Origin of the sequence: Brevundimonas sp. (assembly GCF_050729455.1) — a bacterium.
GTDB lineage: Bacteria > Pseudomonadota > Alphaproteobacteria > Caulobacterales > Caulobacteraceae > Brevundimonas.
In genome coordinates this window covers 1-22,085 of sequence record NZ_JBOHLI010000045.1, presented here as the reverse complement: position 1 = coordinate 22,085, position 22,085 = coordinate 1, and the positions used below count along the sequence as shown (strand labels likewise).

30 protein-coding genes are annotated in these 22,085 nt (G+C 69.5%); 8 read left to right on the top strand and 22 right to left on the bottom strand.

The features are described from left to right. Positions 1–4 precede the first annotated feature (4 nt). Positions 5–292, top strand: a complete 288-nt coding sequence (locus ACREEF_RS11800) for a DUF805 domain-containing protein (protein WP_431565773.1) — start codon at positions 5–7, stop codon at positions 290–292. A gap of 128 nt (positions 293–420) precedes the next feature. Here ACREEF_RS11800 and ACREEF_RS11795 read toward each other — a convergent pair whose 3' ends face one another. Genes ACREEF_RS11795 through ACREEF_RS11760 form a run of 8 tightly spaced genes read right to left on the bottom strand, consistent with a single transcriptional unit; the run spans position 421 to position 4,081 of the window. Then, the gene (locus tag ACREEF_RS11795; RefSeq protein ID WP_431565772.1) at positions 421–948 is read right to left on the bottom strand and encodes a phage tail tape measure protein; all 528 of its coding nucleotides are present in this window, start codon (positions 946–948) and stop codon (positions 421–423) included. Beyond that, positions 941–1,114 (bottom strand): phage tail assembly chaperone, encoded by a 174-nt coding sequence (locus tag ACREEF_RS11790; protein ID WP_431565771.1) that lies wholly within the window; start codon positions 1,112–1,114, stop codon positions 941–943. Before ACREEF_RS11790 ends, ACREEF_RS11795 begins: the two co-directional genes overlap by 8 nt. Next, a complete protein-coding gene (locus ACREEF_RS11785; protein WP_431565770.1) occupies positions 1,111–1,401 on the bottom strand; it encodes a GTA-gp10 family protein in 291 nt (96 codons plus the stop codon). Before ACREEF_RS11785 ends, ACREEF_RS11790 begins: the two co-directional genes overlap by 4 nt. After that, positions 1,401–1,811, bottom strand: coding sequence for a phage major tail protein, TP901-1 family (locus ACREEF_RS11780; RefSeq protein WP_431565769.1), 411 nt, complete (start codon positions 1,809–1,811; stop codon positions 1,401–1,403). Before ACREEF_RS11780 ends, ACREEF_RS11785 begins: the two co-directional genes overlap by 1 nt. A 1-nt stretch (position 1,812) precedes the next feature. Next, positions 1,813–2,220 carry a DUF3168 domain-containing protein gene (locus ACREEF_RS11775; RefSeq protein ID WP_431565768.1) on the bottom strand — a complete coding sequence of 136 codons (408 nt, stop codon included), beginning with the start codon at positions 2,218–2,220 and terminating at the stop codon, positions 1,813–1,815. Further along, positions 2,217–2,519 (bottom strand): phage head completion protein, encoded by a 303-nt coding sequence (locus ACREEF_RS11770; protein ID WP_431565767.1) that lies wholly within the window; start codon positions 2,517–2,519, stop codon positions 2,217–2,219. Before ACREEF_RS11770 ends, ACREEF_RS11775 begins: the two co-directional genes overlap by 4 nt. A gap of 8 nt (positions 2,520–2,527) precedes the next feature. Further along, positions 2,528–2,794, bottom strand: a complete 267-nt coding sequence (locus ACREEF_RS11765; protein ID WP_431565766.1) for a head-tail connector protein — start codon at positions 2,792–2,794, stop codon at positions 2,528–2,530. Positions 2,795–2,854: 60 nt separating this feature from the next. Further along, positions 2,855–4,081 carry a phage major capsid protein gene (locus tag ACREEF_RS11760; protein ID WP_431565765.1) on the bottom strand — a complete coding sequence of 409 codons (1,227 nt, stop codon included), beginning with the start codon at positions 4,079–4,081 and terminating at the stop codon, positions 2,855–2,857. 129 nt (positions 4,082–4,210) lie between these two features. Here ACREEF_RS11760 and ACREEF_RS11755 point away from each other — a divergent pair, with 129 nt between their 5' ends. The 3 genes from ACREEF_RS11755 to ACREEF_RS11745 are packed head-to-tail and all read left to right on the top strand — an operon-like array spanning position 4,211 to position 5,996. Further along, positions 4,211–4,618 carry a hypothetical protein gene (locus tag ACREEF_RS11755; RefSeq protein ID WP_431565764.1) on the top strand — a complete coding sequence of 136 codons (408 nt, stop codon included), beginning with the start codon at positions 4,211–4,213 and terminating at the stop codon, positions 4,616–4,618. Between the two features lie 14 nt (positions 4,619–4,632). Beyond that, positions 4,633–5,358: a hypothetical protein gene (locus ACREEF_RS11750; RefSeq protein WP_431565763.1), complete on the top strand. Its 726-nt coding sequence runs from the start codon at positions 4,633–4,635 to the stop codon at positions 5,356–5,358. Continuing rightward, complete coding sequence (locus ACREEF_RS11745; protein ID WP_431565762.1) at positions 5,355–5,996, top strand: hypothetical protein; 642 nt, start codon at positions 5,355–5,357, stop codon at positions 5,994–5,996. Before ACREEF_RS11750 ends, ACREEF_RS11745 begins: the two co-directional genes overlap by 4 nt. On the opposite strand, the gene ACREEF_RS11740 is transcribed toward ACREEF_RS11745, so the two are convergent. The 11 genes from ACREEF_RS11740 to ACREEF_RS11690 all read right to left on the bottom strand — a co-directional run bounded on the left by ACREEF_RS11740 (position 5,991) and on the right by ACREEF_RS11690 (position 14,280). Then, positions 5,991–6,425, bottom strand: a complete 435-nt coding sequence (locus ACREEF_RS11740; RefSeq protein ID WP_431565780.1) for an HK97 family phage prohead protease — start codon at positions 6,423–6,425, stop codon at positions 5,991–5,993. The two genes, ACREEF_RS11745 and ACREEF_RS11740, sit on opposite strands and share 6 nt — an antisense overlap. 62 nt (positions 6,426–6,487) lie before the next feature. Further along, a complete protein-coding gene (locus ACREEF_RS11735) occupies positions 6,488–6,712 on the bottom strand; it encodes a hypothetical protein (RefSeq protein WP_431565761.1) in 225 nt (74 codons plus the stop codon). After that, a complete protein-coding gene (locus ACREEF_RS11730) occupies positions 6,712–7,878 on the bottom strand; it encodes a phage portal protein (protein ID WP_431565760.1) in 1,167 nt (388 codons plus the stop codon). Before ACREEF_RS11730 ends, ACREEF_RS11735 begins: the two co-directional genes overlap by 1 nt. A gap of 175 nt (positions 7,879–8,053) precedes the next feature. Further along, positions 8,054–8,758 (bottom strand): hypothetical protein, encoded by a 705-nt coding sequence (locus tag ACREEF_RS11725; protein ID WP_431565759.1) that lies wholly within the window; start codon positions 8,756–8,758, stop codon positions 8,054–8,056. Further along, positions 8,734–9,258: a terminase large subunit domain-containing protein gene (locus ACREEF_RS11720; protein ID WP_431565758.1), complete on the bottom strand. Its 525-nt coding sequence runs from the start codon at positions 9,256–9,258 to the stop codon at positions 8,734–8,736. The genes ACREEF_RS11725 and ACREEF_RS11720 overlap by 25 nt, the downstream gene beginning before the upstream one ends. Beyond that, a complete protein-coding gene (locus ACREEF_RS11715; RefSeq protein ID WP_431565757.1) occupies positions 9,197–9,640 on the bottom strand; it encodes a hypothetical protein in 444 nt (147 codons plus the stop codon). The genes ACREEF_RS11720 and ACREEF_RS11715 overlap by 62 nt, the downstream gene beginning before the upstream one ends. Before the next feature lie 121 nt (positions 9,641–9,761). Continuing rightward, positions 9,762–12,167, bottom strand: coding sequence for a PAS domain-containing protein (locus ACREEF_RS11710; RefSeq protein ID WP_431565756.1), 2,406 nt, complete (start codon positions 12,165–12,167; stop codon positions 9,762–9,764). 36 nt (positions 12,168–12,203) lie between these two features. Next, entirely contained in the window at positions 12,204–12,671 is a 468-nt protein-coding gene (locus tag ACREEF_RS11705; protein WP_431565755.1) for a YcgN family cysteine cluster protein, read from the bottom strand. Between the two features lie 43 nt (positions 12,672–12,714). Then, positions 12,715–13,053 (bottom strand): DMT family transporter, encoded by a 339-nt coding sequence (locus ACREEF_RS11700; protein WP_431565754.1) that lies wholly within the window; start codon positions 13,051–13,053, stop codon positions 12,715–12,717. After that, entirely contained in the window at positions 13,050–13,637 is a 588-nt protein-coding gene (locus tag ACREEF_RS11695; protein ID WP_431565753.1) for a TetR family transcriptional regulator, read from the bottom strand. Before ACREEF_RS11695 ends, ACREEF_RS11700 begins: the two co-directional genes overlap by 4 nt. Before the next feature lie 49 nt (positions 13,638–13,686). Then, on the bottom strand, positions 13,687–14,280 hold the full coding sequence (locus ACREEF_RS11690; RefSeq protein ID WP_431565752.1) for a hypothetical protein: 594 nt from the start codon (positions 14,278–14,280) through the stop codon (positions 13,687–13,689). Positions 14,281–14,378: 98 nt separating this feature from the next. On the opposite strand from ACREEF_RS11690, the gene ACREEF_RS11685 reads away from it, so the two are divergent. Continuing rightward, positions 14,379–16,178, top strand: coding sequence for an ABC-F family ATP-binding cassette domain-containing protein (locus ACREEF_RS11685; protein ID WP_431565751.1), 1,800 nt, complete (start codon positions 14,379–14,381; stop codon positions 16,176–16,178). A gap of 563 nt (positions 16,179–16,741) precedes the next feature. Here ACREEF_RS11685 and ACREEF_RS11680 read toward each other — a convergent pair. Then, positions 16,742–17,188, bottom strand: a complete 447-nt coding sequence (locus ACREEF_RS11680; protein ID WP_431565750.1) for a hypothetical protein — start codon at positions 17,186–17,188, stop codon at positions 16,742–16,744. A gap of 120 nt (positions 17,189–17,308) precedes the next feature. Here ACREEF_RS11680 and ACREEF_RS11675 point away from each other — a divergent pair, with 120 nt between their 5' ends. Further along, positions 17,309–18,091, top strand: coding sequence for a LytTR family DNA-binding domain-containing protein (locus tag ACREEF_RS11675; RefSeq protein ID WP_431565749.1), 783 nt, complete (start codon positions 17,309–17,311; stop codon positions 18,089–18,091). A 36-nt stretch (positions 18,092–18,127) separates the two neighbouring features. Here ACREEF_RS11675 and ACREEF_RS11670 read toward each other — a convergent pair whose 3' ends face one another. Both ACREEF_RS11670 and ACREEF_RS11665 read right to left on the bottom strand, forming a co-directional pair. Then, positions 18,128–18,799, bottom strand: coding sequence for a hypothetical protein (locus ACREEF_RS11670; RefSeq protein WP_431565748.1), 672 nt, complete (start codon positions 18,797–18,799; stop codon positions 18,128–18,130). A 107-nt stretch (positions 18,800–18,906) separates the two neighbouring features. Continuing rightward, positions 18,907–19,998: a DUF5694 domain-containing protein gene (locus ACREEF_RS11665; protein WP_431565747.1), complete on the bottom strand. Its 1,092-nt coding sequence runs from the start codon at positions 19,996–19,998 to the stop codon at positions 18,907–18,909. A gap of 767 nt (positions 19,999–20,765) precedes the next feature. Between ACREEF_RS11665 and ACREEF_RS11660 the strand changes: the two genes are divergently transcribed. Together ACREEF_RS11660 and ACREEF_RS11655 are read left to right on the top strand one after the other, a co-directional pair. Then, positions 20,766–21,821 carry an ABC transporter substrate-binding protein gene (locus ACREEF_RS11660; RefSeq protein ID WP_431565746.1) on the top strand — a complete coding sequence of 352 codons (1,056 nt, stop codon included), beginning with the start codon at positions 20,766–20,768 and terminating at the stop codon, positions 21,819–21,821. A 78-nt stretch (positions 21,822–21,899) separates the two neighbouring features. Next, positions 21,900–22,085: hypothetical protein (locus ACREEF_RS11655; protein WP_431565745.1), on the top strand; the 186-nt coding region annotated here is incomplete at its 3' end.

The window sequence follows — 22,085 nt, the reverse complement described above, 5'->3', positions numbered from 1 at the left end:
CACGGTGAAGCGCCTGCACGACATGGGCAAGACCGGCTGGTTCGCCGTCATTCCGTGGGTCGCCAACGTCGTCGGCATCATCATGATCATCGGCGCCGCCGGCATGTCGATTCTCACCAACCCCCAGGCCTTCGAGAACGAGGATCCGGCGGCGATGATGGCGTTGTTCGGCTCGATGATGGGCGGCCTCTCCGTCATCTTCCTGGTCAACATCGGCTTCCTGCTGTGGGTCGGCATCACCGACAGCCAGCGCGGCGACAACCAGTTCGGCCCCAATCCCAAGGGCGAGTAAAATCAAAGGGGCGCTCTCCGGAGCGCCCTTTTCTTTTGGAGCGCGAACCGCACGGCGGCTCGCTGCTTGAGCCTCATTTTTCTTGGACTACCGCGAAGCGCTCGGCGCTTCACTGCCTGAGCCCATCGCTACATCCTTCGCGCCCCCAGCGCCGTCGCACGCGCCAGCATCCGCGCGATCTGCGCCTCGGAGCGCAACAGCCCCTGCGCCCCGCCGTCCAGGCTGACGTTGACCGTCAAGCCGCCCCCGCCGCCGACCGCTTCAATGCTGCCCGCGCCCGCCGGTCGAAACACCTCCGGCCCGCGCTCGCCGACCAGATAGGCCCCGCCGCCCAGCACCGGTCCGCCCTCGGCCCGCGCCCCGCCGAAACTGCTCATCACGGCCGAGATCGCATCCGACAGGCCGCCGCCCTTGGCTCCTGCTGCGCTGTTGACCGCGTTCAGCACCGCCCGCGCCAGCTCGGCCAGCGTCACCTCCCCGTCCGCCGCCGCCCGCACCAGCGACCGCGTCAGGCTCTCGCCCGCCCGCCCGAACGCCTCCTCGATCGAGGCCGCCGCCCGCTCCGCCGGCTCCCTCAGCGCCTCCAGCGCCGCCGCCGCCTCCGCCGCCTTCACCGGCACGGCGTCGATCCCGTCCGGCCTGAAACTGTCAGTCATCCGGCCACATCTCCCTCATCCGCTCCAGTTCGCTGCGCCCCAGCGGCGCCGCCTGAACCGGTCCCGCCGTCAGCATCCGCCATTCCTTCAGCGACAGCCGCCAGAACCCCTCCGGCCCCACGCCCATCCTTGCTGCCGCCTGCAACATCTCTGTCCAAGGGGTCATGCGGCCGCCGCAAACGCCTTCGCCACCGCCTCCGCCGCCTCGCGCGGATCCACGAAGGCGCTCGCCAACCCGTCCGCCAGCGCCCCCTCGCCCCCGCCCCGCAGCAGGGCCGCCAGCACCACCATCAGATCCCGCGCCGACAACATCCGCATCCGCTCAGCCAGCGCCGCCATCCCGGCGACACCCAGCCCCGTCTCGATCTCGGCCAAGGCCCCCAGCGTCAGACACAGCCGCCGCTCCGCCCCCGCCAGCACCGCCGTGACCTCGCCCCGCACGCCGTTCGTCATCACAACGCCGCGAACGTCACTTCGCCCGCACTCGCCAGGCTCAGCGCAAAGCTCGCCTCGCCTTCGTGCTCGCCGGCGTATTCCAGCGCCGCCACCAGGAAGGCCCCTTCCAGCACGCCGAAGTCCGGCACGATCAGCCGCCACGTCCTGGCCACCTGTTCAAAGAAGGCCTCGCGGATCAGGGCGTCGGACGCCGCGTCGCGGAAAATCCCCTGCCCCGACACCGCCGCCGACTTCACGCCCGCGCCCGCCAGCAGCTCGCGCCAGCGCCCGGCGCTGTCGCCGTCCGTCGCGTCCACCGTCTTGGCGTTCAGCGAAATCGTCCGCGCCCTCAGCCCCGCCACCGTGGTGAAGACGCCCGCCGCGCCCTCGATCTTCAGCAAGATGTCCTTGCCCCGTTGCGCGCTCATCTCAGATTTCCTCCGTCACGGCCCTCAGCCGCATCACCGCCCAGGCCCGCTTCAAATCCGCGCTGCGGAACACGTCGGTGAAGGTCACGCCCAGGCTGACCGCCTTCACCCCGTCGGCTTCCAGCGGCGCATCGGCGACCCGCGCCCTTGCCGCCGCCGCGACCGCCCGCGCCTCCTCCATGCCGTTGAACCGACTGGCGCAGGTCAGGGTCAGCCGATGCTCGACCCCGCCCCCGTCGGCGTTGACCGCCCGGCTCTCGCACTTGCCGATCAACAGATGCGGAAACGCCGCATCCTCCGGCGGCTGGTCCCAGACCCGAACCGGATCGCCCAGCAGCGCCTGCAAGGCCGCGTCGCCCTTCAGCCACTCAATCAGCGCCTTGATCAGCGCCCCTTCATGATCCCTCATCGCGCCCGCTCCAGGTTCAGCCGCACGCGCCCCGCCGCCTTGGGATCAGCCTCGATGCCCACAACGCCCCAGTCCGCCCCGCCGAACCTTGCCACCAGCCCCTCGGCCAGCCGCGGATCGGCCCGCACGGTCGCGCTCAGCGTCTCCACGCCCCGCGTCACACCCGCTTCCGTCCGCTCACGCCGACGCCGCGCGCCGAGGCTCAGCCACAACGACCCGACCGGCTCATAGCTGACGCCCCGCCCGCCATAGGGCGTCTCCGCCTCCACCGGCCGCACCAGGCTCGCCACCACCTTCATCGCGCCGCTCAAAGCCGCACCACGCGATAGGGCGCGATCCACCCCTCGACCGCCGCCGCCGACATCTCGCCCTCGCCGCGCTCATAGGCCCGCAGCACCAGCATCATCACCGCCAGCCGCAACGGCGCCGCCGACACCGAGGTCAGCGTCAAACCCACCTCCCCCTCGACCCGCGCCCTGGCGGCGTCGATCAGGGTCTGGATCAGCCCGTCCTCCGCCTCATGCTCGACGCGTAGGAACAGCTTCGCCTCCGTGAGGCTCACGGGTGCGCTCATTCAAATCTCCATTCGAAAGAAAAGCAGGGGACGGCCGGCGGCCGTCCCCTTCGGCGCCCATCAGCTCGCGGCGAACTTCATCAGCTTGATCGCGTCGAAGTTCTGCACCCCGCCGCCCACGCGCTTGGTCGTGTAGAACAGCACATAGGGCTTGGCCGAATAGGGGTCGCGCAGCACCCGCACCCCCGCGCGATCCACGATCAGATAGCCGCGCGAGAAGTCCCCGAACGCGATCGACAGACTGTTGGCCGCCACGTCCGGCATGGTCTCGATCTCAGTGACCGGATAGCCCAGCAAGCTGGCCGTCTCGCCCGGCCGCGTCGCCGGCGACCAGATATAGTTGCCGTCCGCGTCCTTGAACTTCCTCACGGCCGAGACCGTGCGTCGGTTCATCACAAAGCGCCCGTTCGGGCGATACTGGGCCTTGGGCGCATAGATCAGGTCGATCAGCTTGTCCGCCGGGTTCGTCGAGGCGAAGGCGCCCGCCGCGCCCGACGCCACCGTGCCGATCTGGCCCCAGGTCTGGGTCCCTTCCGTCGCCGTGGCGTAGGCCAGGAAGCCCTTGGGCTTGTTGACCCCGTCGCCGCTGACGAAGGCCGCCGTCTCCTGCGCCGCAAAGGCATCCTCGACCTCGGCCGCCAGCCATTCGTCCAGGTCGATCAGGGCGTCGTCCAGCAGGCTCTGCGTCGCCGCCGGGCAGGCGTAGAGATCCGCCGACGAGAACTCCAGCAGGGCCAGGGTCGCCGGGTCCGTCTCGGGTCGTGCCGCCGTCTCGGCCACCCAGCCCGCCGTCACCCCCGCCGTCGACACCGGCTTCCTGAACACGCCCGAACCGACCGTGCGCACCGTGGCGATCTCGCGCATCGGGCTGCCCGCCATCAGGCGCCGCTCGATCGCTCGCTCCGTCTCCGGCGGCACGACATAGCCCGCCGAGTTCGACGCCGACGACAGCCCCGCCTTCAGCTCCAGACCATAGGACTGCCCCGACTTCATATAGCCGTCCCACGCCGCCTTGGCCTCCGGCGCCGCCGCCACGACAGCAGACTCCCCGCCCAGCATCGGACGACGGCTCTCGCTCAGCGCGCGGTCCAGACGCGCCTGGGCGCCGGCCACCGCCTGATCGATCCGCGCCACCTTCTCCTCCAGCAGCGCATCCGCCGACGCCTTCTTCTCGATCTCGTCCAGCCGGGCGTCGTTCGCCCCTTTGAACGCCTCGAACGCCGCCATCATCTCATGCATGGCGGCGCGCGCCTCGGGATTGCCCGAAGCGGTCTTGGTCTCTTTCATGCTCTCTCCGAAAATGTGCGCGCCCATTCAGCACGCCCTGCCTGTCGGACCTCGGTCCGAACCTCTTTGTCGCTTTCGACCGCCAGCCGAACCGTGCTACCCGTCCGCCGCTTTTTTGGGGGACCTGCCATGTTCAACGCTGTCGCCGCCGCCCTGTCGGCCGCCCTGCTGTTTCAGGCGACCGTCGCCTCGCCCGAACAGTCCGCAGTCTCCGTCCTGGCCAAGCGCCTCGCGGCGAGTGCACTCGGTATGACCGAAATCCTCGGCTCCTGCGAAGGCGCCTTCCCGCCGGAAGTCGGGGCCCAGATGAAACTCGCTGTCACCCAGAAGCCGGACAGCGAGGGCCAGCGCATGGTCCTCGACGCCTATGAGCGAGGCCGGACCTCCCCTCGTGCAGCGACCCAGACCCTCGAGTCCTGTACGGCCGACCTCGATGCCCAACGCATCGAATTCGAAGCTATCCAGGCCGAAATGCTCAAAGCCATCCAGGCGGAAATAGAGACGAAACAAACCGCTCGTCCCGACGACCCAGCCTGAGCTAGGCTTCCATCATGGCCCTCGCCCGTCTTGAACGCGCCGTCCTCGACGCCCTCTCCTGGGAGCTTCGCAGCCTCGCGCCCGACCTCGCCGGTCAGGTCGAGGACAGCCTGCCGGGCCTGCGCCGCAACACGGGCGCCGGCCTGCTGACCGAACTGATCGTGGATCGCGGTCGTCCAGCGTCTGTCGGCGCGACCGGCCTTTTCGGCACGGTCCACGCCGTGCTCGACGGTCTGTCCGACCCCGTCGCCTTCCAGGTCGAGCTGCGTGAGGGCCGTCTCATCGCCCTGCACGGCTTCAGCTATGATCAGGACACCCGCGCCGTCGACTTCGCGACCGTCCCCTTCGAGGACGTGTTCCTGATCGACGAAGCCGGTGAATCCGTTCTGTTCGATCCGGCTAAAACCCTGCCCGACAGCCCCCTCCTCGACCTGCACACGCCGCCGCCCGACGCCTTCGGTTTCGGCCCCAACGGCGCCGTCCTCGGCCCCGGCCGTCCGCCCGCAGATACCTCGCCGGGGTCCGACATCGCCGCCGCCCTGAACCTGCCGCCGCGCGTCAAGCTGGCGGCTGGCGTCGGCTACGGGATCTTCGGCCTCGTCATCATCCTTTCAGTGCTCACGCCCGTCCTGCGCGACAGCTTCGGCCTGGACTGGCTTCACCTGCCCTTCGGCTTCATCTTCATCGCCCTGATCATCAGCGGCGTCCTGACCCGACTGCCGAAAGAGCCTCGCGCATGACCTCCGCCTGGCTGGACGCCGTCGAACGCTCCTGGTTGCTCAAGCTGGCCTGGCTGTGCGTGCCCTATCTTCCCATCACGGTCATCGCGCTCAGCAATCACGTCGAGACGGATGGCGGCCCGGACCTGCTGGCGGCCCTGCCCGCGCTCGCGGTACTGACCGGCGTCGCGCTTCCCTTCGTCATCGGCCTCGCCGCTCAACCGGCCAAGCAGGCCCGTCGTCGCGCCCTGTCTCCCCTGCAGCGAATGCAGATGTCCGAGGAAGCCGACATGGCGCCCCTGAGCGACACGCTCCGCATCGACGCAAAGCCGCCGGTGGAAACCCTTCCCGACCTGCTTCAGTCGGCCATCGCCGTCTTCGGCGCCCCGCCGCCCCGCCTCCTGTCGGGCCTCGTCGGCGGACTGAGCCTGATCGCCATGCTGGCCCTCATGCCGATGGCCCTGATGAGCGACCCCATCGGCGCCCTGTCGCGCTGGACCGGGCTGACCCTGCCCCTCGCCTACTGGCCGACCTACGGGGCCCTGCTGACGCTGATGCTGCTCAACACCCTCTGGCGCTGGCTGCGTCAGATGCACGACCACTATGTCGCCGAGGCCAAACCCACCGGCCGCCGCCCCTTCCCGGCGCTGCGCTCATGACGCCTGCGCCCTGATCCTGAACCGCGCCCCCGGCAGCATCGGAAACGTCACCAGCGACACCTCCCACAGCTCGACCGCGCTCAGCACCCGCAACCGCCCGTCGCGCCGCGCCTTCGCCGCCCGGAAGCCGATCGACAGCCCGTCCAGCGCCCCCGCCCGCGTCAGGGCCTGGGCGTAGCGCGCCTCGCCCGACCAGTCGTGGATGCGCCCGCGCACCCGCAGGCCGCGCTCGTCCTCGACCATCTCGTCCCAGACCCCGACCACGGCGCGGCTCTCGTGCTGATGCAGCATCCGCACCCCGGCCGCCCCGGTCCGCGCCAGACTGTCGGCGAACGCGCCCTTGGCCACCACGTCCCCGTTCAGGTCCGCCGCACCCCACAGCGAGGCGTAGCCTTCGATCATCACGACACCCTTCTCCCTCCCCTTCATGGGGAGGGTGGCCGCGCCGTCAGGCGAGGTCGGGTGGGGGCGCTTCGGCAAATCAGACGCCATCACTTCTCCTCCAGCCGGCGCTCGATGCGATCCACCGCCGCGCGCACCGCCTCGCCCTGGGCCTCCACGCGCGCCAGCCGCTCGGCCACCAGCCTCTGCTCGCCGACCCTCTGCTCCAGCGTGGCGATCCGCGCCGCCGCCCCGCCGGCCCAGACCAGCCCGCCTATGGTCTGCACCAGCAGCGCCGCGATCAGGGCGACGGGAATTTTCTTCACCTGGTCCATCACGCCCCCACCCCCGCCATCCGACGCCGCTCCTCGTCCGTCAGGAAGCTGGCCGCATTCAGCCGCGCCCACAGGGCGTCGCGCTCCACCTGCAAGGCCGGAACCGCATCCAGGTCCGCCTCGATCCGGCAGTCGCTGAACCGCCCGCCCAGCCAGCCCGTCATCGCTCCCGCCGCCTTGCGCACTAGCGGGATCACCGTCCCGCGCCAGAAGGCGGCGTTGGCCTCGCGATAGTTGGCGTAGGTCGCATCGCCCGGAATCCCCAGCAGTTGCGGCGGCACCCCGAACGCCAGGGCGATCTCGCGCGCCGCAGCGTGCTTGCCGGCGATGAAGTCCATGTCGTGCGGCGTCAGGCTCATCGGCTTCCAGTCCAGTCCGCCTTCCAGCAGCAACGGCCGCCCGGCGTTGCGCGCTCCCGCATGGGCCTCGCCCAGCTCCGCCTTCAGCGCCTCGAACTGCTCGCCCGTCAGCCGCTCGCCGTCCTTGGCCCCGTACACCAGCGCCCCGCTCGGCCGCGCTGCATTGTCCAGCAGCGCCTTGTTCCAGGCCCCGGACGCATTGTGCACGTCGATGGCGAAGGCCGCCGCCTCCAGCGGCGAAAACCCGTAATGATCGTCCGTCGGGTGAAACAGCTTCAGATGCATGACCGGCGACCAGCCGTCCTCATGCCGGCCGATCCGCACCGCCTGCCCGCCCACCGCATACTCATAGGCCTCGGGCCAGCCCGCGCGGCCCGGCACCACCTTCACCCGGTCGGGCCGCAGCGCCCACAACTCATCCGGCGCGCCGTCCCCGTCCGCATCCCCCGACGCCTCGACATAGGCGTTGCCCGCCGTCTGCAGCGCGCCATAGAGGGCCTCCATCAGCTCCCCGCCCGACTGCTCGGGATTCGGCTTGACCAGCAGCCGCGCCAGCGGATGCTCCGTCGTCCGCACGCCTGCCGCCATGACCATCAGCGGCGTCGAGGCCGCCGCCTCCGCGATCATCCGCACGCAGCGATAGGCCACGGCGTTCCTGGCGAACCCCTCCTCGGCCAGATGCGCATAGTCGCGCGGCGTCCACCGCGCCCGCCCCGCCCCGGTCAGGGCGATCAACGGCCCCGCCCGACTATCCTTGACCTCAGGCGCGCCGACGCGCCGCCGACCGAACGGTTGTCGCCAATCCATGTGGTTCTCCGTTTCCAAATCCCCTTCTCCCCTTGAGGGAGAAGGTGGCCCGTCAGGGCCGGATGAGGGGTGTCAGCGCGAGCGTTGATCGAAAGCCGTCAGCCCGGCTTCCACGCACCCCTCATCCGTCTTGCTCCGCAAGCCACCTTCTCCCTCAAGGGGAGAAGGAAGCGGATCACAACGCCCGCAGCCTCGGCTGCGTCTTCCCGGCCAGCAGCAGGTGCGTCAGCGCCCACACCAGGGCGTCCGCGCGGTCCGGGCTCTTGGCCCCCGCCGCCTCGCTCCCCAGCGCCATCATCTCTTCTTCGAGCGCCGGAAACGCCCCGCAGTGGACCACCCGTCCCTGCTCATAGAGGGCCGCCACCGGCTCGGCTCGCGCCTTCTTGCTGCGGCTGGCGTGGACCAGCTTCACCTGCGCCGGACAGTCCGCCTGCCCCAGCAGGGTCCGCACCATCTCCCCGCCCTGATTGGCCTCGGCCAGCACCAGATCGGCGTCGAACTCCGCCGCCGTCTCCGCCACGCGCCGCGCCCATCCCGCAGGCGACAACCCGCGCGCCGAACGGTCCGCCAATACGTAGCCGACCTTGTCCTTGCGCCCCGCCACCACGATGCCGCAGGCGTCGCCGTGGGCGCTGGCCGGCGGGTCCACCGCCACCACCAGCCGCTCGAACCGCGCCGGGCGGCTGCCCCGCGCCCGCGCCAGATCCTCAGCCCGGAACAGGGCGCCGTCAGCCTCGACGATCAGCCCCTCCATCTCCTGCGCCTCCAGCCGCGTCCCGGCGTAGAGGGCCTTCAGGTGCGACAGGAACCCCGGCGCCAGATTGTCGGCATTGGCCTGCGTCGCCAGCCGCGCCTTCACCACCCCCGGCTCTGCCAGCAACCGCCGCAGCGCCGCGATCGGCCTCGGCGTCGTGGTGATCGCCAGCTTGGGGTCCTCCCCAGCCGCAGCCCGAACCTCAGGTTCGACAGCGTCGCCTCCGCGTGCCGCCAGGCGCAAAACTCATCCGCCCAGGCCGCATGAAACTGCGGCCCCCGCAAACTGTCCGGGTCCTCCGCCGAAAAGGCGTAGGCCGCCGAACCCGACGGCCAGATCAGCCGCCGCCGCCCCGCCTCCCAGCGCGGCCGGTTGTCCCGCGCCGCCTGGGCCTTCAACCCCGACGGCCCCTCGACCATGACCTCGCGCACGTCGTGCAGCGCCGGCCCGACCAGAGCAAAGGTCCGGTTCTCGCCCCGCGCCAGCTCGTTCATCCAGAACCCGCCCGCAAAGGTCTTGCCCGACCCGCGCCCGCCCAGCAGCACCCAGGTCCGCCAGTCGCTCTCACGCGGCGCGATCTGTTCGTCGTTCAGCCTCGGCGTCGCCCGTATCCATGCCCGCAGCACCCGGACCTTCTCCTCGCGAGGCAGGCTCTCGACCCAGTCCAGCAGCAAGGGACTTGCGCTCGAAGGCTGCGACGAGATGATCGACACGGGAGAAGAATTCGGCCTGAAGCTCGGCCAGTTCGGCGTCGCTGACATCACGATCGTCTTCGCTCATTTCATCCTCTTCGGGGCTGCGGGTCTTGCGGACGGGTTTCAGCGTCAAGGCCGCCACCGCCTTGGCCGTCCGCGCCAGAACGCCGACGGCGCGCGCCCGCTTCTCGGCCTCGGCCACATCGACCGGCGCCCCGGCGGCGGCCACCACCGCGATCGCCTGATCGGTCAGGGCCTTGAGCCGGTCGAACACCGCCTCCAGCCACTCCGCCTCGTCCCCTTTTCCCGCCATGCCTGAACCATAGAGCACCAGCGTCCCCAGGCTGGCGAACAGCCGCGAACACGGACCAATCCCGGAAATTTACAGGGTTTGCGGTCGCCGACTGCGATAGCCGCCGAGCAATGGCGTCAGATCAGCTCGCCAGCGCCGCCGGATCGTCGCCCGCCAGCCAGTGCGCCAGAGCCCCGGCCAGCTCCGGGATCTGGATCGGCTTGGCCAGATGCCCGTCCATGCCCGCGTCCAGGCAGCGCGCCACCTGATCGGCCTGGACGTTGGCCGTCAGCGCCAGGATCGGCGTCCGCCGCCCGGTTCCCGCCTGCATCCGCCGGATCTCCCGCGTCGCCGTCAGCCCGTCCATGACCGGCATGTGCACGTCCATCAGCACCAGGTCGTAGGCGCCGGTCTGCATGGCCTGCACCGCCTCGGCGCCGTCGTTGACCGTGTCGATCTCCAGCCCCAGTCCGCTCAGGATGGCGCTGACCAGCTCGCGGTTCGCCGGCGCGTCGTCGGCCATCAGAATGCGTCCGCCCAGGCCCGCGCCCGGCTCCGGCAAGACCGCGCTTCCGGCCAGGGCGCCGACCGCCCCGCCCGGGGTCAGAGGCGTCTCGAACCAGAAGGTCGCCCCCTCGCCCGGCTGGCTGTCGACCCCGACCTCGCCGCCCATGATCTCGATCAGGCGCCGCGAAATCGCCAGCCCCAGCCCGGTGCCGCCATAGACCCGCGTGGTCGAGGCGTCGGCCTGCGAGAAGCGCTGGAACAGGACCTCGATCTTCTCGGCCGGAATGCCGATCCCGGTGTCCGTCACCGCCACCCGCAGCCGCCAGCGCCCGTCGCTCTGCGGCCGCCCGCCGACGCTCAGCGTCACCCCGCCCTTGCCGGTGAACTTCACCGCATTGGACAGGAAGTTCAGCATGACCTGACGCAGCCGCCCGGCGTCCCCGGTCAACACCTCGGGAATGGCGGCGTCGGCCACCACCTTGAGGCTCAGTCCCTTGGCGGCGCACTGCCCCTCGACGATGGCCGCCGCCCCGTCGACCAGGGCCGCGACCTGGAAGGGCTCGGGGTCCATCTCGATCGCGTTCGCTTCCAGCTTGGAATAGTCGAGGATGTCGTTGATCACCCCCAGCAGGGCCTCCGACGCCGTGGCGATCCGGTCGACATAGACCCGCTCCTCGTCCGGCAAGGCCGCCGAGCCCTGCAACAGGCCCGAGAAGCCGATCACGCTGGTCAGCGGCGTACGCAGTTCGTGGCTCATGTTGGCCAGGAATTCGCTCTTGGCCCTTGCAGCCGCCTCGGCCGTCTCCTTGGCCGCGGTCAGTTCAGCGTCCAGCCGTTTGCGCTCGGTCATGTCGCGGATCACCACCACGACCTCCCCGGGCTTGCCGTCCCGGCCCGCCAGCGCCTTGTAGATGCACTCGACCCAGACGATCGAGCCGTCCTTGTGCAGCGCCCGATGCTGCACCCGGCTCAGCTTGCCGGTGTGCAAGGCCTCCAGGCCGGCGGCCATCACCAGGGCGCGGTCCTCGGGGTGGACATAGTCCAGCGCCTGGCCGTTCATCTCCTCCAGCGTCCAGCCCAGCAGGTGCTGGATAGCGGGCGAGATATATTTGCTGGACCCGTCGGCCCGGATCCGCGTGATGACATCGCCGGTGTTCTCGGCCAGCAGGCGATAGCGCCGCTCATTGGTCTGGGCCGTGCGCAGCAGACGCTCGCGCTCGGTCACGTCCTGCAGCACGCCGAACAGGGCGATGACCCGGCCCGTGACGTCCTTCTCGGCCGCGCCTTCGGCCGCCACCACGCGCTCGACGCCGTCGGTCCCGACCAATCTCAGCTTGAAGCTGTAGCCTTCGCCGGTCTCCAGCGCCCGCTCAACCAGGCGTTGGATCTCGGCGCGGTCGTCGGCGTGGTAATGGCCGAACACGTCCTCCAGCGACGGTGAGAACGCCCTCGGCGCCACGCCGTGGATGCGATAGATTTCGTCTGACCATGTCACAGCGCCCGTGGCGACCTCATAGCGCCAGCGTCCGACCCCGACCATGTCCTCGGCCAGCCGCAGCGTCTCCAGACGCGCCGCCTCCTGGCGCACGGCCTCGGCGTGCTCCATCAACTGCCCCGCCAGCCCGGCCATTTCGCGGATCAGCCGCAGTTGCGTCTCGCTCGGCGCCGGCCGCGGCTTGACGTCCATCACGCCGATGGCGCCGACCGGCTTGCCCGCTGCGGTGCAGACGGTCGTGCCGACGAAATGGCGCAGCCCCAGCGGACCGACGACCATCGGATGATCGTGAAAATCGGGATGCTCCAGGGCGTTCTCAATCACCAGAACGGCCTCAGGCCCCATGCCCACCAGGACGTGGCTCACGCTCTGCAGGCGCGGGATGCTCGTCTGATCCAGGCCGACGCTGGACCGGAACACCGCACGATCCTCGTCCAGGATCGAAATCATGGCGTGGGGGGCGTCGAAGGCGGCGGCGGCCACGGCCGTCAGCCGGTCGAACGCATCACGCCCGGCCGCTTCACCCGACCCAACCTCTGTCGCCACGATCGCCATAATCCCCCTTATCCCCGGGCCGACGAATTATTCGTTATCGTCGCCGCCGCGTTCCAGCAGCCACTCGGGCGCCTCGAAATCCAGGGCGTCCTCCTCGGTCGCCAGCGCCGTCTCCGACACCGTCTGCCGCCGGATCGACACCCCGGCCGTGTGCACCGTCTCGGGATCGCCCGAGACCAGCGGGTGCCACCAGGCCAGTCCCCGCCCCTCGTGCACCCGGCGATAGGCGCACGACGGCGGCAGCCAGCGCAGCCCGCCGATCTTGCCCGGCGTCAGCTTGATGCAGTCCGGCACCTGCTCCTGCCGGTTGGCGTAGTCGGAGCAGGTGCAACGGTCCGGGTCGAACAGCTTGCAGTGCACCCGCGTCGGCACGATCTCGCCGGTGTTCTCGTCCTCGAAGCGAATGACGCAGCACAGGCCGCACCCGTCGCACAGGCTCTCCCACTCGGCGGCCGACATCTCGGTCAGCGGTGTTGTTTCCCAGAAGGGCTTCATGAGCCGGGCCTATACGCGGCCTATGCGGCGCTGTCGCGGCCGATCAGTGACTGACGCTCTTCGAGAACAGGTTGATCACCACCACCCCGCCCACGATCATCACCAGACCGACGACGGCCGGCAGGTCCAGCTTCTGCTTGAACAGGAACAGGCCGATGATCGAGATCAGCACCACCCCCAGCCCGCTCCAGATGGCGTAGGCCAGCCCCACCGGCATCTGCTTCAGCGCGATGGTCAGCAGGTAGAAGGCCAGACCGTAACAGAGCGCCAGCCCCGCCGTCGGCCAGGGCTTGGTGAACTGCTGCGATTGCTGCAGCAGGGTCGTCCCCAGCACTTCGAAGCCGATGGCGCCCAGCAGGGCCGCCCAGGTGATCGGGTTCACGCGTCACCGCCCTGCGCGTCCGTCAGGATGCTGCCCGGCGTCAGCAGCGACAGAAGCGCCTTGCGTTGTTCCGGCGACACCTCGTGCGTGCCGAACAGGTCGCTCATCCACAGACCGTCGGCGATCAGCCGCAGCATCAGGGCGTCGTCCTTGCCCGCCGGATCGACCGGATCGTCCTCGGCCAGGGTCCGCATCGCCGCCCGCCAGCGCGCGATCAGGCTGGGCTCCACCGCGCAGGCCACCAGGGCCGCCCGGCCGATGCTGACGTCGCGCTCGGTCACCGGCTCGTTGACCGTGGCCCGCAGATAGGCCCGGGCGTTGCGGCCATAGGGGTTGGGGTCGCGCGCCGCCTCGGCCAGCACCGCCGCCGTCATCTCGGACGCCAGATGGTCGATCACCCCTTCCAGCAAGGCCAGCTTGGTCGGGAAGTGATGCAGCAGCGCGCCCTTGCTGAAGGGCAGGCGCGCGACGACCGCGTCCAGCTTCAGCCCCGTCGCCCCCTCCTCGGCCGCGGCCTCGATGGCCATGTCGATGATCTCGGCGCGGGTGGCTTCCGGCGCGCGGCGGCGAGTCTGGATATCCATGACGCTTACATACCAACTGGACGGTAAGCGTCAACCCAAGTCTACAGCATCATGCGGCCCGCGCCCGCCGACGGACCAGATAAACCCCTGCCACCGTCACCGCGGACAAAACCAGACCCAGGAAGGCCGCGCCCAGAGCGGACAGGATCGTGATGAATAGCGACGCCATGAACCCCTGCCCCACGGCGATCACCGTCTGCGGCCCGACCTGTCCCTCATAGTCCGCCGACACGCGATAGGTTCCCGCCCGATCGATGCTGAACCTGTTGATCGCCTTGCCCTGACGCCCGCCCAGAGAATAGGTGGAACTGCCCATGGGGGCAGTCACCGTCACCGGGGTTCCATCCGCCGCCTCGACCCGGACGTTCAGGCCCGACACCTGATCAACCCGATACGCCCGGCCATCCACGACGCTCTGATATTCCAGAAATACGGTACGCTGGCCCGGCTCCAGCTCAAGCTCGCGCGCGCCAGGAACCACGATCTGCTCCAGCCCGTCGTCCAGCTTCGCCAGCTGGGTGAACACCACCGCCCCCATAACCGCAAACCCGCAGATCGCTGGCAGAACCGCCAGAGCATACCAGCCCCGGCCCGGCCCTTTCCTCGACGCACGGCCGCCTCTTGCTGAAGTGCTCAGATCCATTCGCGTTTTCCCCCGCCGCCAGCCGCGACTGAAACCGGTCGTAGGGGAAACGTCAACGCCGATGGCCGAAGCGGCGGTCACCCGCTATATGCCCGCCCATGGCTGCCAGACCCCCCCTCGTCGCACTTAAAGATGTCCGTCTCCAGGACGGCCAGCGCCCGCTGTTCGACGGGGTCGATCTGGCGGTCGAGCCGCGCAGCCGCGCCGCCGTCGTCGGCCGCAACGGGGCCGGCAAGTCGACCCTGATGAAGGTGGTCATGGGTCTGGTCGAGGCCGACAGCGGCGACCGCGCCGTCCAGGCCGGCACCCGCTTCGCCTATGTGGCGCAGGAGCCGGACATCACCGGCGACACGCTGCTGGACTACGCCTCTTCCGGCGGGGCCGAGCGCTGGACCGCCGAAAGCTGGCTGACCACCTTCGGTCTCAACCCGGAAAAGCCCGCGCAGAACCTGTCGGGCGGCGAGACCCGCCGCGCCGCCCTCGCCAAGGCCTTCGCCGAGGAGCCCGACGTTCTGCTGCTGGACGAGCCGACCAACCACCTCGACATCCTGGCCATCGAACTGCTGGAGAACGAGCTGGTCCAGGCCCGCTTCGCCGTCCTGGTGGTCAGCCACGACCGCGCCTTCCTGAACAAGGTGACGAACACCGTCCACTGGCTGGACAACCGCCGCGTCCGCACCCTGAACAAGGGCTTCGACGCCTTCGACGACTGGGCCGCCAAGGTTCAGGAGGAAGAGGCCCTCGCCCTCGAAAAGCTGACCAAGACCATCGAGCGCGAGACCGAGACCTTCTACCGCTCCATCACCGCCCGCCGGACCCGCAACGAGGGCCGCGCCCGCAACCTGGCCGCCCTGCGCGCCGAACGCGCCGAGAAGATGAAGGACGTCCCGCGCGACCTCTATCTGGGCGTCGATTCCGGCGCCGTCTCGGGCAAGCTGGTGGCCGAGCTCAAGGGCGTGACCAAGGTCTTCGGCGACCGCACCATCTTCAAGAACCTGACCACCCGCGTCATGCGCGGCGACCGTCTGGCCATCGTCGGCCCCAACGGCGCAGGCAAGACCACCCTGGTCAAGACCCTGCTGGGCGAACTGGCGCCCGACGAGGGCACCATCCGCCTCGGCGCCAATCTGGAGCCCGTCTATCTGGATCAGTCGCGCGAGGGGCTGAAGTCGGACACGACCCTGTGGGACGCCCTGACGCCCGGCGGCGGCGACAGCATCATCGTGCGCGGCTTCTCCAAGCACGTCGCCGCCTACGCCAAGGACTTCCTGTTCCAGGAAAGCCAGCTTCGCCAGCCGATCTCGACCCTGTCGGGCGGCGAGCGCAACCGCCTGCTTCTGGCGCGCGCCCTGGCCAAGCCGGCCAATATGCTGGTCCTCGACGAACCGACCAACGACCTCGACATGGACACCCTCGACAAGCTGGAAGAGCTGCTCGAGGGCTATGACGGCACCCTGATCCTGGTGTCCCACGACCGCGACTTCGTCGACCGTCTGGCCACCTCGACCATCGCCATGAACGGGCGCGGCGACATCGTCGAAACCCCCGGCGGCTGGCAGGACTTCCTGCGCCAGAACCCGACCTTCCTCGCGCCCCCGCCGACCCACGCGGAAACGGCCCCCAAGGCCTCTGCCCCGGTCGCCGCCGCGCCCAAGAAGTCGGTCAAGCTCTCGTATAAAGACGCCCGCCGTCTGGAAGAGGTCGAAAAGCTGATGGAGACCCTGCCGGTCGAGATCGCCAAACAGGACGCCATCCTCGCCGACCAGTCGCTCTACACCCGCGACCCCGCCGCCTTCGACCGCGCCATGAAGGCCGCCGACAAGGCGAGAGCCGACCTCGAAGCCGCCGAACTGGACTGGCTGGAGCTGGAAGAGAAGAAGGCGGCGCTGGCCGGCTAGACGCCCTTTGATCCGGCAAGCGGACCAGCGGGACATCCGCTAAGGGTGGGAAGCGGACGTCTGAGCGAAGCCGTCGTCTGGGACATAGGGCGTCGGCACTGCACGACATTTCCAAGTGTCGCTATGCCCGCGCGTTCCGGGGCAAGCGTATTCGGCTAGACCCGGTTCATCCGGTCCAGCGTCATGCCCCAAGTACAGAGCATCGAAGCCGTCGCCAGTGCAATCAGGCCCACACTCAAAGCCGACTTCCCTCATGCCGACGACTACGTAGCCTCGACCGAGAAGGTCGCCGACTGTTGGCCCCGCTCCGTGGACGGGTGCAAGCATAGGATCAGGGGACCGACCCCACGCGTCTCTCCGATCTTCACACCCGGTCATGCGAGGTAGAACGATCAATAGCGCTGCCCTGCGACCAAGGATGTTCAGTTTCATAAGCGAACATTTGCACCCCCGAGGAACGTCCGCAACGGGTCGTAAATCGAAGTTCGCCTAAGAGTGGAAAGCAGGCATTCGACCGCTATCTGGAGCAAGCTGCGTCGGGGACGGCTGGCGCAGTTGCCTGCCTATCGCGGCACATAGCTCGTGGGTCGGCGGACAGCCACCATCTGGAGCCTCTGCCCGCCGTGGTACAGAACGGTCCCGCACATGGTGTCAGGCTTTCCTGTGAGGCGGCCCTCGAACAGCACCTCGCCTTCCCGAGACGCCACCGACATCTTCACGGCCCCGCCGTCGAGCGTCAGGCGGCGAACGGCGACGGTGTTTGTCCTGTAGGGCGTGAGCGAACCGGCGTAGGCGCCGTCCATATGGCCCAGAGCGAGAAGACCCGGCGAAGGGGTCGAGCCGACCTGCATCAAGAAATCCCATTGGCCGGCCAGGTCCGGCGCCTCCCCCGCGGGAACGAAAGGCGCCGCCTCACACGCCGCGAGCGAAGGCGTCATGGTCTGCGCCCGCACCGGCGCAGCCACGGCAAGGGCTGCGGACAGGATCAGAACAGCGTGCAGGTGTTTCATGATTTCATTTCCTTGGTGCTCGCGGCGTAAGCCGCCTGTCCGCCGTTTCTCGCCCGGGCGCTCACCTCGACAACCAGGAATTTCGCCAATAGCTTTTGGCGTTTCGGGGATGCCGTGCCGATGCCGTTCACGATGCGCCAACGACGAGCTTGGCCCCTGGCGAGGCGGGCCGCGCCCGTGCTCGGGTTGGGCGTGCTGCTCGGATTCGCGGGGCCGTTCGGGTCGCATCCGCCGCTCAGCGCGCCGGTTCGCTATGCCTTCTGGATCGGCATGGTGTTCGTGGGTTACGCCGCTGCCCTGGCGGCGGAGAAGCTTGTTCCCGAAGCGCCTGTTCCGCGTCCCCTGCGCCCGGGCGCCGTGGCCATCGCCTCGGCCTTACCGCTGACCTTCGTCGCGGCCTGGGTGATCCCGCTCCTCCGGCCCGGCCACGTGTACCAACCCTCGCAGCTTCCGGCCCTGTTCTGCATTGTCGCCGCCGTCCAGCTCGCCATCGTTTTCACGCTGCTGCGCAAGTCGAACGCCCAGCCCCAGCCCTGGCCACCCTCGGCGCAAAACAGAGAAAGGTCAGGCGCGTTTCCGCCCGCTCTGCTTTCGCGCCTGCCGAGCCGGTTGGGCCAAGAGATCATCGCCCTCGAGGCGGAGGACCACTATCTGCGGGTTCACACGACCCTCGGGTCGGATCTTGTCCTGATGCGCCTGTCAGACGCCATCGCCGCGATTGAACCCGACCTGGGTCTTCAGGTGCACCGGAGCTGGTGGGTGGCCCAGGACGCCATCTGCGAGGTCATCAGGTCGGAGCAACGGTCTCACCTCAAATTGAGGAACGGGCTGCTGGCGCCGGTAGGTCGAACATATTCGGCCGCCGTACGTGCTCGAGCTGCTCGTCTGCCACCGGGCGACTAGCCGCCGCCACTGTCACCCGCCCGCCTTTCAGCACGCCTACCGCCAGGCGACGATCAGTCCCAGACCGAACACCAGGGCCGAGGCGCCGGCATAGGCCGCCAGGGCGATCGCGACCGCCGCGACGCGGCCCCGGCCACACTCGCGACGCAGCCAGACGGTCTCGACCGCGACGTACCAGACCGTCGCCGCCGCGATGACCAGAGCCCCCGTCCCGACGGCCAGATCGCTGTTCGCGCGCAGGCCGATGCTGCCCAGGCTGATCAGGATGGCCACCGCCCCGGCCAGATAGCACTGGGCGAAAAAGGGGGCGCGCAGGCTCTCCCGGTCGACCCGCTTGCCCGTCAGCCTGAGCGCCAGCCAGGCGAAGATCACCGCATAGAGGCTGAACAACAGGGCCCGGAAGGCCAGCAGCGCCTGCTCGTTGCCCGTCACCAGCCGCCCGATGGCCGAGGTTCCCTTCCCGACATCCAGCCCGAAGGCCAGCTCGGCGCCGTGGGCCAGCAGGATGCTGAGCACCAGAAACAGCGGCGGACTCAAGGTCTCCAGATACTGCTGCTCGGGCCGGTCGCGCTGCTCGCTGTCGGAATACCGCATCGTCCGCAACGGCCGCGTCACGGTCATCCAGAGGGTGCGCGGATAGAAGAGCAGCCAGGAGATGACTTCATAGAGAAGCTCCTCCACCGATCGCAGAATGGTCAGGACGTTCATGCGCTCTCCCCGTGCCGGGCCCACGATAGCAGACCCGGCCGTCCTGTCTGCCAGGAGAAGCGAGGACGGCCCGACGCTGCGTGGCCGCCCCCTTCTTCAGCCCTGCGTCAGCGCAGCACCGCGTCGATGTCCGCCAGGACCACGTCGTGCATCTGGTTCAGATAGGCCTCGTAGTAGCCCTTGTGCGAGGCGCCCACGAGGGTCAGCATCTTCACGCCCGGCTTAACGCCCATGACGTCGCGCATGTTGGCGACCATGCGCAGGTTCCGCGTCTCATAGGTGGCCAGATACATCCGGCCGAAGCCCTCGGGCGAAGGGTCCTTCTGGGCCGCGCCAAAGTCGCCCTCATAGGCCAGGCGCTGCGCCTCAGCGCTGTTATAATAGCGATAGAGGTTCAGCAGGCCGTCCGGCTGCGACAGCCCGGCCGTGAACGGCGCCTCCGCCGCCCGGCGCTGCTCGCTCACCGGGTTGTTCCAGACCTGACGGATCGCCCGGACATAGCCCTTGACGTCCGCCGGATAACGGTCGGCCGAATGGTCGTCGACGCTCCACACCCGCTCCAGCCCCAGCCGTGCGGCCAGGACGGCGGCGACGGAATCGCTCTCGTTGATGCTGTCAGTCAGCGTGTTCAACTGGGCCACCAGCGTCGCGTCCAGCCCCTCGCCCTCGCGGCGCTCGGCCGGGGCCAGGCGCAGCCACTGGACGAGGGCCGAGGTCGGCTCGCCCGCCGCCAGGAAGACCGCCGCCAGACGGCGACGCTGCTCGGGGGTCGGCGCCGCGGGCCATGCCGCCAGCAGCCGCTCGGCCTCGGCGTTAGCCGCCGGAACGTCCAGGCCGGCCTGCTGGCCGGCATGGCTGACATCCGGGCAATAGTCGCTGATCGACACCCTGTAGCGCTGCGGATAGCGGCGCATGGCGTCGCATTGCAGGCCCGAGACGTTCTCGATGGCGATCACCTCCGGGCCCCAGGCCGCCAGACGATCCAGCACCGGGGTCAGCATCTCGGCCTTCACCGCGTCGCCCATCTGGGCCAGGTGGGGCGAACCCACCACCAGCACCTGATTGAGCGGCCCCACCGGCGGCCCCTTCAGCTGGTCCGGGTGGAAGGTCGGACGATGGGTCTGGGCGGCGGCGGCCCCCGTCAGAGCGAGGGCGACGCCGAGCGCCAGAAGGCCGGCGGAAGAACGAACAGAAATCACAGGAACAGCCTTGAGGGATCGACAGCGCCGTCGACGACGCAAGCGAAGCCATTAGAGCGAATCCGGTTCGCCGCCCCGTTAATTCCCGCTCATCTTCGATCCGCGCCGGTTTCCTGTGGATCGTCGCAAACCGCTGATCTGCGAACGTGATTTCGGCCTGCCCACAGATATCCACAGGCTTGCCCACAGGGGCCGGGGCGATTCCGCACAGCCGACCCGATTCGGGCGCTTGCCACATAGCGGTTTCCGCGAGAACGTCAACAGGCCAACGGGACACGGCGGCGCGGAAATCCCAAACCCAGCAATGGGTTACCGGGATTTCAAGCGAACCGGCCCGGCTCTCTGACCCAGGGTCCCAAGGCCTCTTCGGAGGATGCGGAGACACCGAGGCAGGGCCACAGGCTCCCGATCCTTCAGCGCCTCGGCGCGGGGATCACGGAGAACCAGGCCGGGATCGAAAACGACGCGTCCCGACGACGCGCCCGACGCGACCAGGAGCCGCCAGGAGACCAGCCGACGCCGCCGGGTTCGCCCGGAAGCGCCAGAGCGAAATCGGTTTGGACGCTTGCGTCCCAATGCGGATCTTCGCTTCGGAAAAAGGCCAGGCCCTGACCCGAACGGCCAGGTCCAACCCGGACTTGGCGAGGGGACGTGATCAAGGGCTTGCCTTCGGGCGGTCAAGGGTCGCGTCCCCTCGCTCAATTCGGCCGCGCCCTTGTGCGCCCCGACCTTCCCAAGTCCGCCCCCGCCCCCTACACCAAGGCGAGATGACTCGCGCCCATCCCTCCCTTGGCGGGCCCTCCCGCCGCAGCCTGATGCTGGGCGCCGCCGGCCTGACCGCTGTCGGCGGCCTGACGGCTGGCCTGTCCGCCTGCGGCCGGGCCGAGGCGCCGGTCGACGAGTCGGGCCGGGTGCGGCTGCGCCTCGCCTCCGGCGGGCCGGTCAGCGCCGCGCACGGCGGCTTCTATCAAGCCATCGCGACCGGGGCCTATGAGCGGCGCGGCCTGAACGTCGAGATCCTGACCGGCGCGGCGGGCGCCGACGTGCCCGCCCTGCTGGCCGCCAGCGCGGTCGAACTGGCCGTCGGCGTCGACAGTTTCGCGCCCCTGCGGCTGATCGCCGACCGCGCCCCGGTCAAGGCCGTCGCCGCCTTCCTGCAAAAGGACCCCGTGGTCCTGATGGCCCGTCCCGGCCGGGATCTGGCGAGCCTGTCGGCCCTGCGCGACCGGCCCATCCTGATGTCGCCCGCCGACCACGCCGGGTTCTGGAACTGGCTGCGGACGCGCTTCGACCTGGCCCCCGACCAGGCGCGGCCGGGCGAGCCCGAGGAGAGCCTCAAGGCCTTCCTCGACGATCCCCGGGCGGTGCTGGTCGGGCGGCTGACGGCCGGCGATCCGACCCTGATCGCGCGGGAGGCCGGGTTTACGCCGCGCGTCCTGATCCCCGCCGACGACGGCTACCCCTCCTATTCCGGCCTGGTTCTGGCCCCCAACGCCTTCGCCCGCGACAACGCCAAGGCCCTGCGCGACTTCATCGCCGCCTCGGTCGAGGGCTGGCGCGACTATGTCCACGGCGACGGGACCCGGGGCGACGCCCTGATCCGCCGCGCCAATCCGGCCCTGAACCAGCGCCTGCTGGACGCCGCCCGCGCCAGCCTGCGGGCCGAGGCCGTGGTCGACGGCGGCGACGCGGCCCTCTACGGCCTGGGGGCCATGACGCCCGAACGCTGGCAGGCCTTCGCCGAACAGACCGCCGACGCCTTCCCCGCCGCGCCCGACTGGCGCGAGGCCTTCACCGCCCAGTACCTGCCCGGCCGGGGTTGAGGCGCCGCGTTAGCAGCGGATTAAGCCGTCTCGGCCTAGCTTGTCTGCTCAACGCCGTCCCGCAGCAGGAGGCCGTCCGTGCGACGCCCGCCGATCACCGCCATCCTGACCGCCGGGGCCTGCGCCCTGGGCGTCGCCGCGCCCGCCGCGGCCCAGGACAGCGCGCGCATGGAGGGACAGCGCTATCTGGCCTGGCCCGGCAAGGCGGCCCGCCCTCCGATCGCTCCGGGCGCCGCGCCCGCCGAGGCCACAGACGCCCATGCC

What these genes read in the sequence shown, in the direction of transcription:
- ACREEF_RS11795 (WP_431565772.1), bottom strand. Translation starts at nt 948, where the DNA reads ATGACTGACAGTTTCAGGCCGGACGGGATCGACGCCGTGCCGGTGAAG.
- ACREEF_RS11790 (WP_431565771.1), bottom strand. Translation starts at nt 1,114, where the DNA reads ATGACCCCTTGGACAGAGATGTTGCAGGCGGCAGCAAGGATGGGCGTG.
- ACREEF_RS11785 (WP_431565770.1), bottom strand. Translation starts at nt 1,401, where the DNA reads ATGACGAACGGCGTGCGGGGCGAGGTCACGGCGGTGCTGGCGGGGGCG.
- ACREEF_RS11780 (WP_431565769.1), bottom strand. Translation starts at nt 1,811, where the DNA reads ATGAGCGCGCAACGGGGCAAGGACATCTTGCTGAAGATCGAGGGCGCG.
- ACREEF_RS11775 (WP_431565768.1), bottom strand. Translation starts at nt 2,220, where the DNA reads ATGAGGGATCATGAAGGGGCGCTGATCAAGGCGCTGATTGAGTGGCTG.
- ACREEF_RS11770 (WP_431565767.1), bottom strand. Translation starts at nt 2,519, where the DNA reads ATGAAGGTGGTGGCGAGCCTGGTGCGGCCGGTGGAGGCGGAGACGCCC.
- ACREEF_RS11765 (WP_431565766.1), bottom strand. Translation starts at nt 2,794, where the DNA reads ATGAGCGCACCCGTGAGCCTCACGGAGGCGAAGCTGTTCCTACGCGTC.
- ACREEF_RS11760 (WP_431565765.1), bottom strand. Translation starts at nt 4,081, where the DNA reads ATGAAAGAGACCAAGACCGCTTCGGGCAATCCCGAGGCGCGCGCCGCC.
- ACREEF_RS11755 (WP_431565764.1), top strand. Translation starts at nt 4,211, where the DNA reads ATGTTCAACGCTGTCGCCGCCGCCCTGTCGGCCGCCCTGCTGTTTCAG.
- ACREEF_RS11750 (WP_431565763.1), top strand. Translation starts at nt 4,633, where the DNA reads ATGGCCCTCGCCCGTCTTGAACGCGCCGTCCTCGACGCCCTCTCCTGG.
- ACREEF_RS11745 (WP_431565762.1), top strand. Translation starts at nt 5,355, where the DNA reads ATGACCTCCGCCTGGCTGGACGCCGTCGAACGCTCCTGGTTGCTCAAG.
- ACREEF_RS11740 (WP_431565780.1), bottom strand. Translation starts at nt 6,425, where the DNA reads ATGAAGGGGAGGGAGAAGGGTGTCGTGATGATCGAAGGCTACGCCTCG.
- ACREEF_RS11735 (WP_431565761.1), bottom strand. Translation starts at nt 6,712, where the DNA reads ATGGACCAGGTGAAGAAAATTCCCGTCGCCCTGATCGCGGCGCTGCTG.
- ACREEF_RS11730 (WP_431565760.1), bottom strand. Translation starts at nt 7,878, where the DNA reads ATGGATTGGCGACAACCGTTCGGTCGGCGGCGCGTCGGCGCGCCTGAG.
- ACREEF_RS11715 (WP_431565757.1), bottom strand. Translation starts at nt 9,640, where the DNA reads ATGGCGGGAAAAGGGGACGAGGCGGAGTGGCTGGAGGCGGTGTTCGAC.
- ACREEF_RS11705 (WP_431565755.1), bottom strand. Translation starts at nt 12,671, where the DNA reads ATGAAGCCCTTCTGGGAAACAACACCGCTGACCGAGATGTCGGCCGCC.
- ACREEF_RS11695 (WP_431565753.1), bottom strand. Translation starts at nt 13,637, where the DNA reads ATGGATATCCAGACTCGCCGCCGCGCGCCGGAAGCCACCCGCGCCGAG.
- ACREEF_RS11690 (WP_431565752.1), bottom strand. Translation starts at nt 14,280, where the DNA reads ATGGATCTGAGCACTTCAGCAAGAGGCGGCCGTGCGTCGAGGAAAGGG.
- ACREEF_RS11685 (WP_431565751.1), top strand. Translation starts at nt 14,379, where the DNA reads ATGGCTGCCAGACCCCCCCTCGTCGCACTTAAAGATGTCCGTCTCCAG.
- ACREEF_RS11680 (WP_431565750.1), bottom strand. Translation starts at nt 17,188, where the DNA reads ATGAAACACCTGCACGCTGTTCTGATCCTGTCCGCAGCCCTTGCCGTG.
- ACREEF_RS11675 (WP_431565749.1), top strand. Translation starts at nt 17,309, where the DNA reads ATGCCGTTCACGATGCGCCAACGACGAGCTTGGCCCCTGGCGAGGCGG.
- ACREEF_RS11670 (WP_431565748.1), bottom strand. Translation starts at nt 18,799, where the DNA reads ATGAACGTCCTGACCATTCTGCGATCGGTGGAGGAGCTTCTCTATGAA.
- ACREEF_RS11660 (WP_431565746.1), top strand. Translation starts at nt 20,766, where the DNA reads ATGACTCGCGCCCATCCCTCCCTTGGCGGGCCCTCCCGCCGCAGCCTG.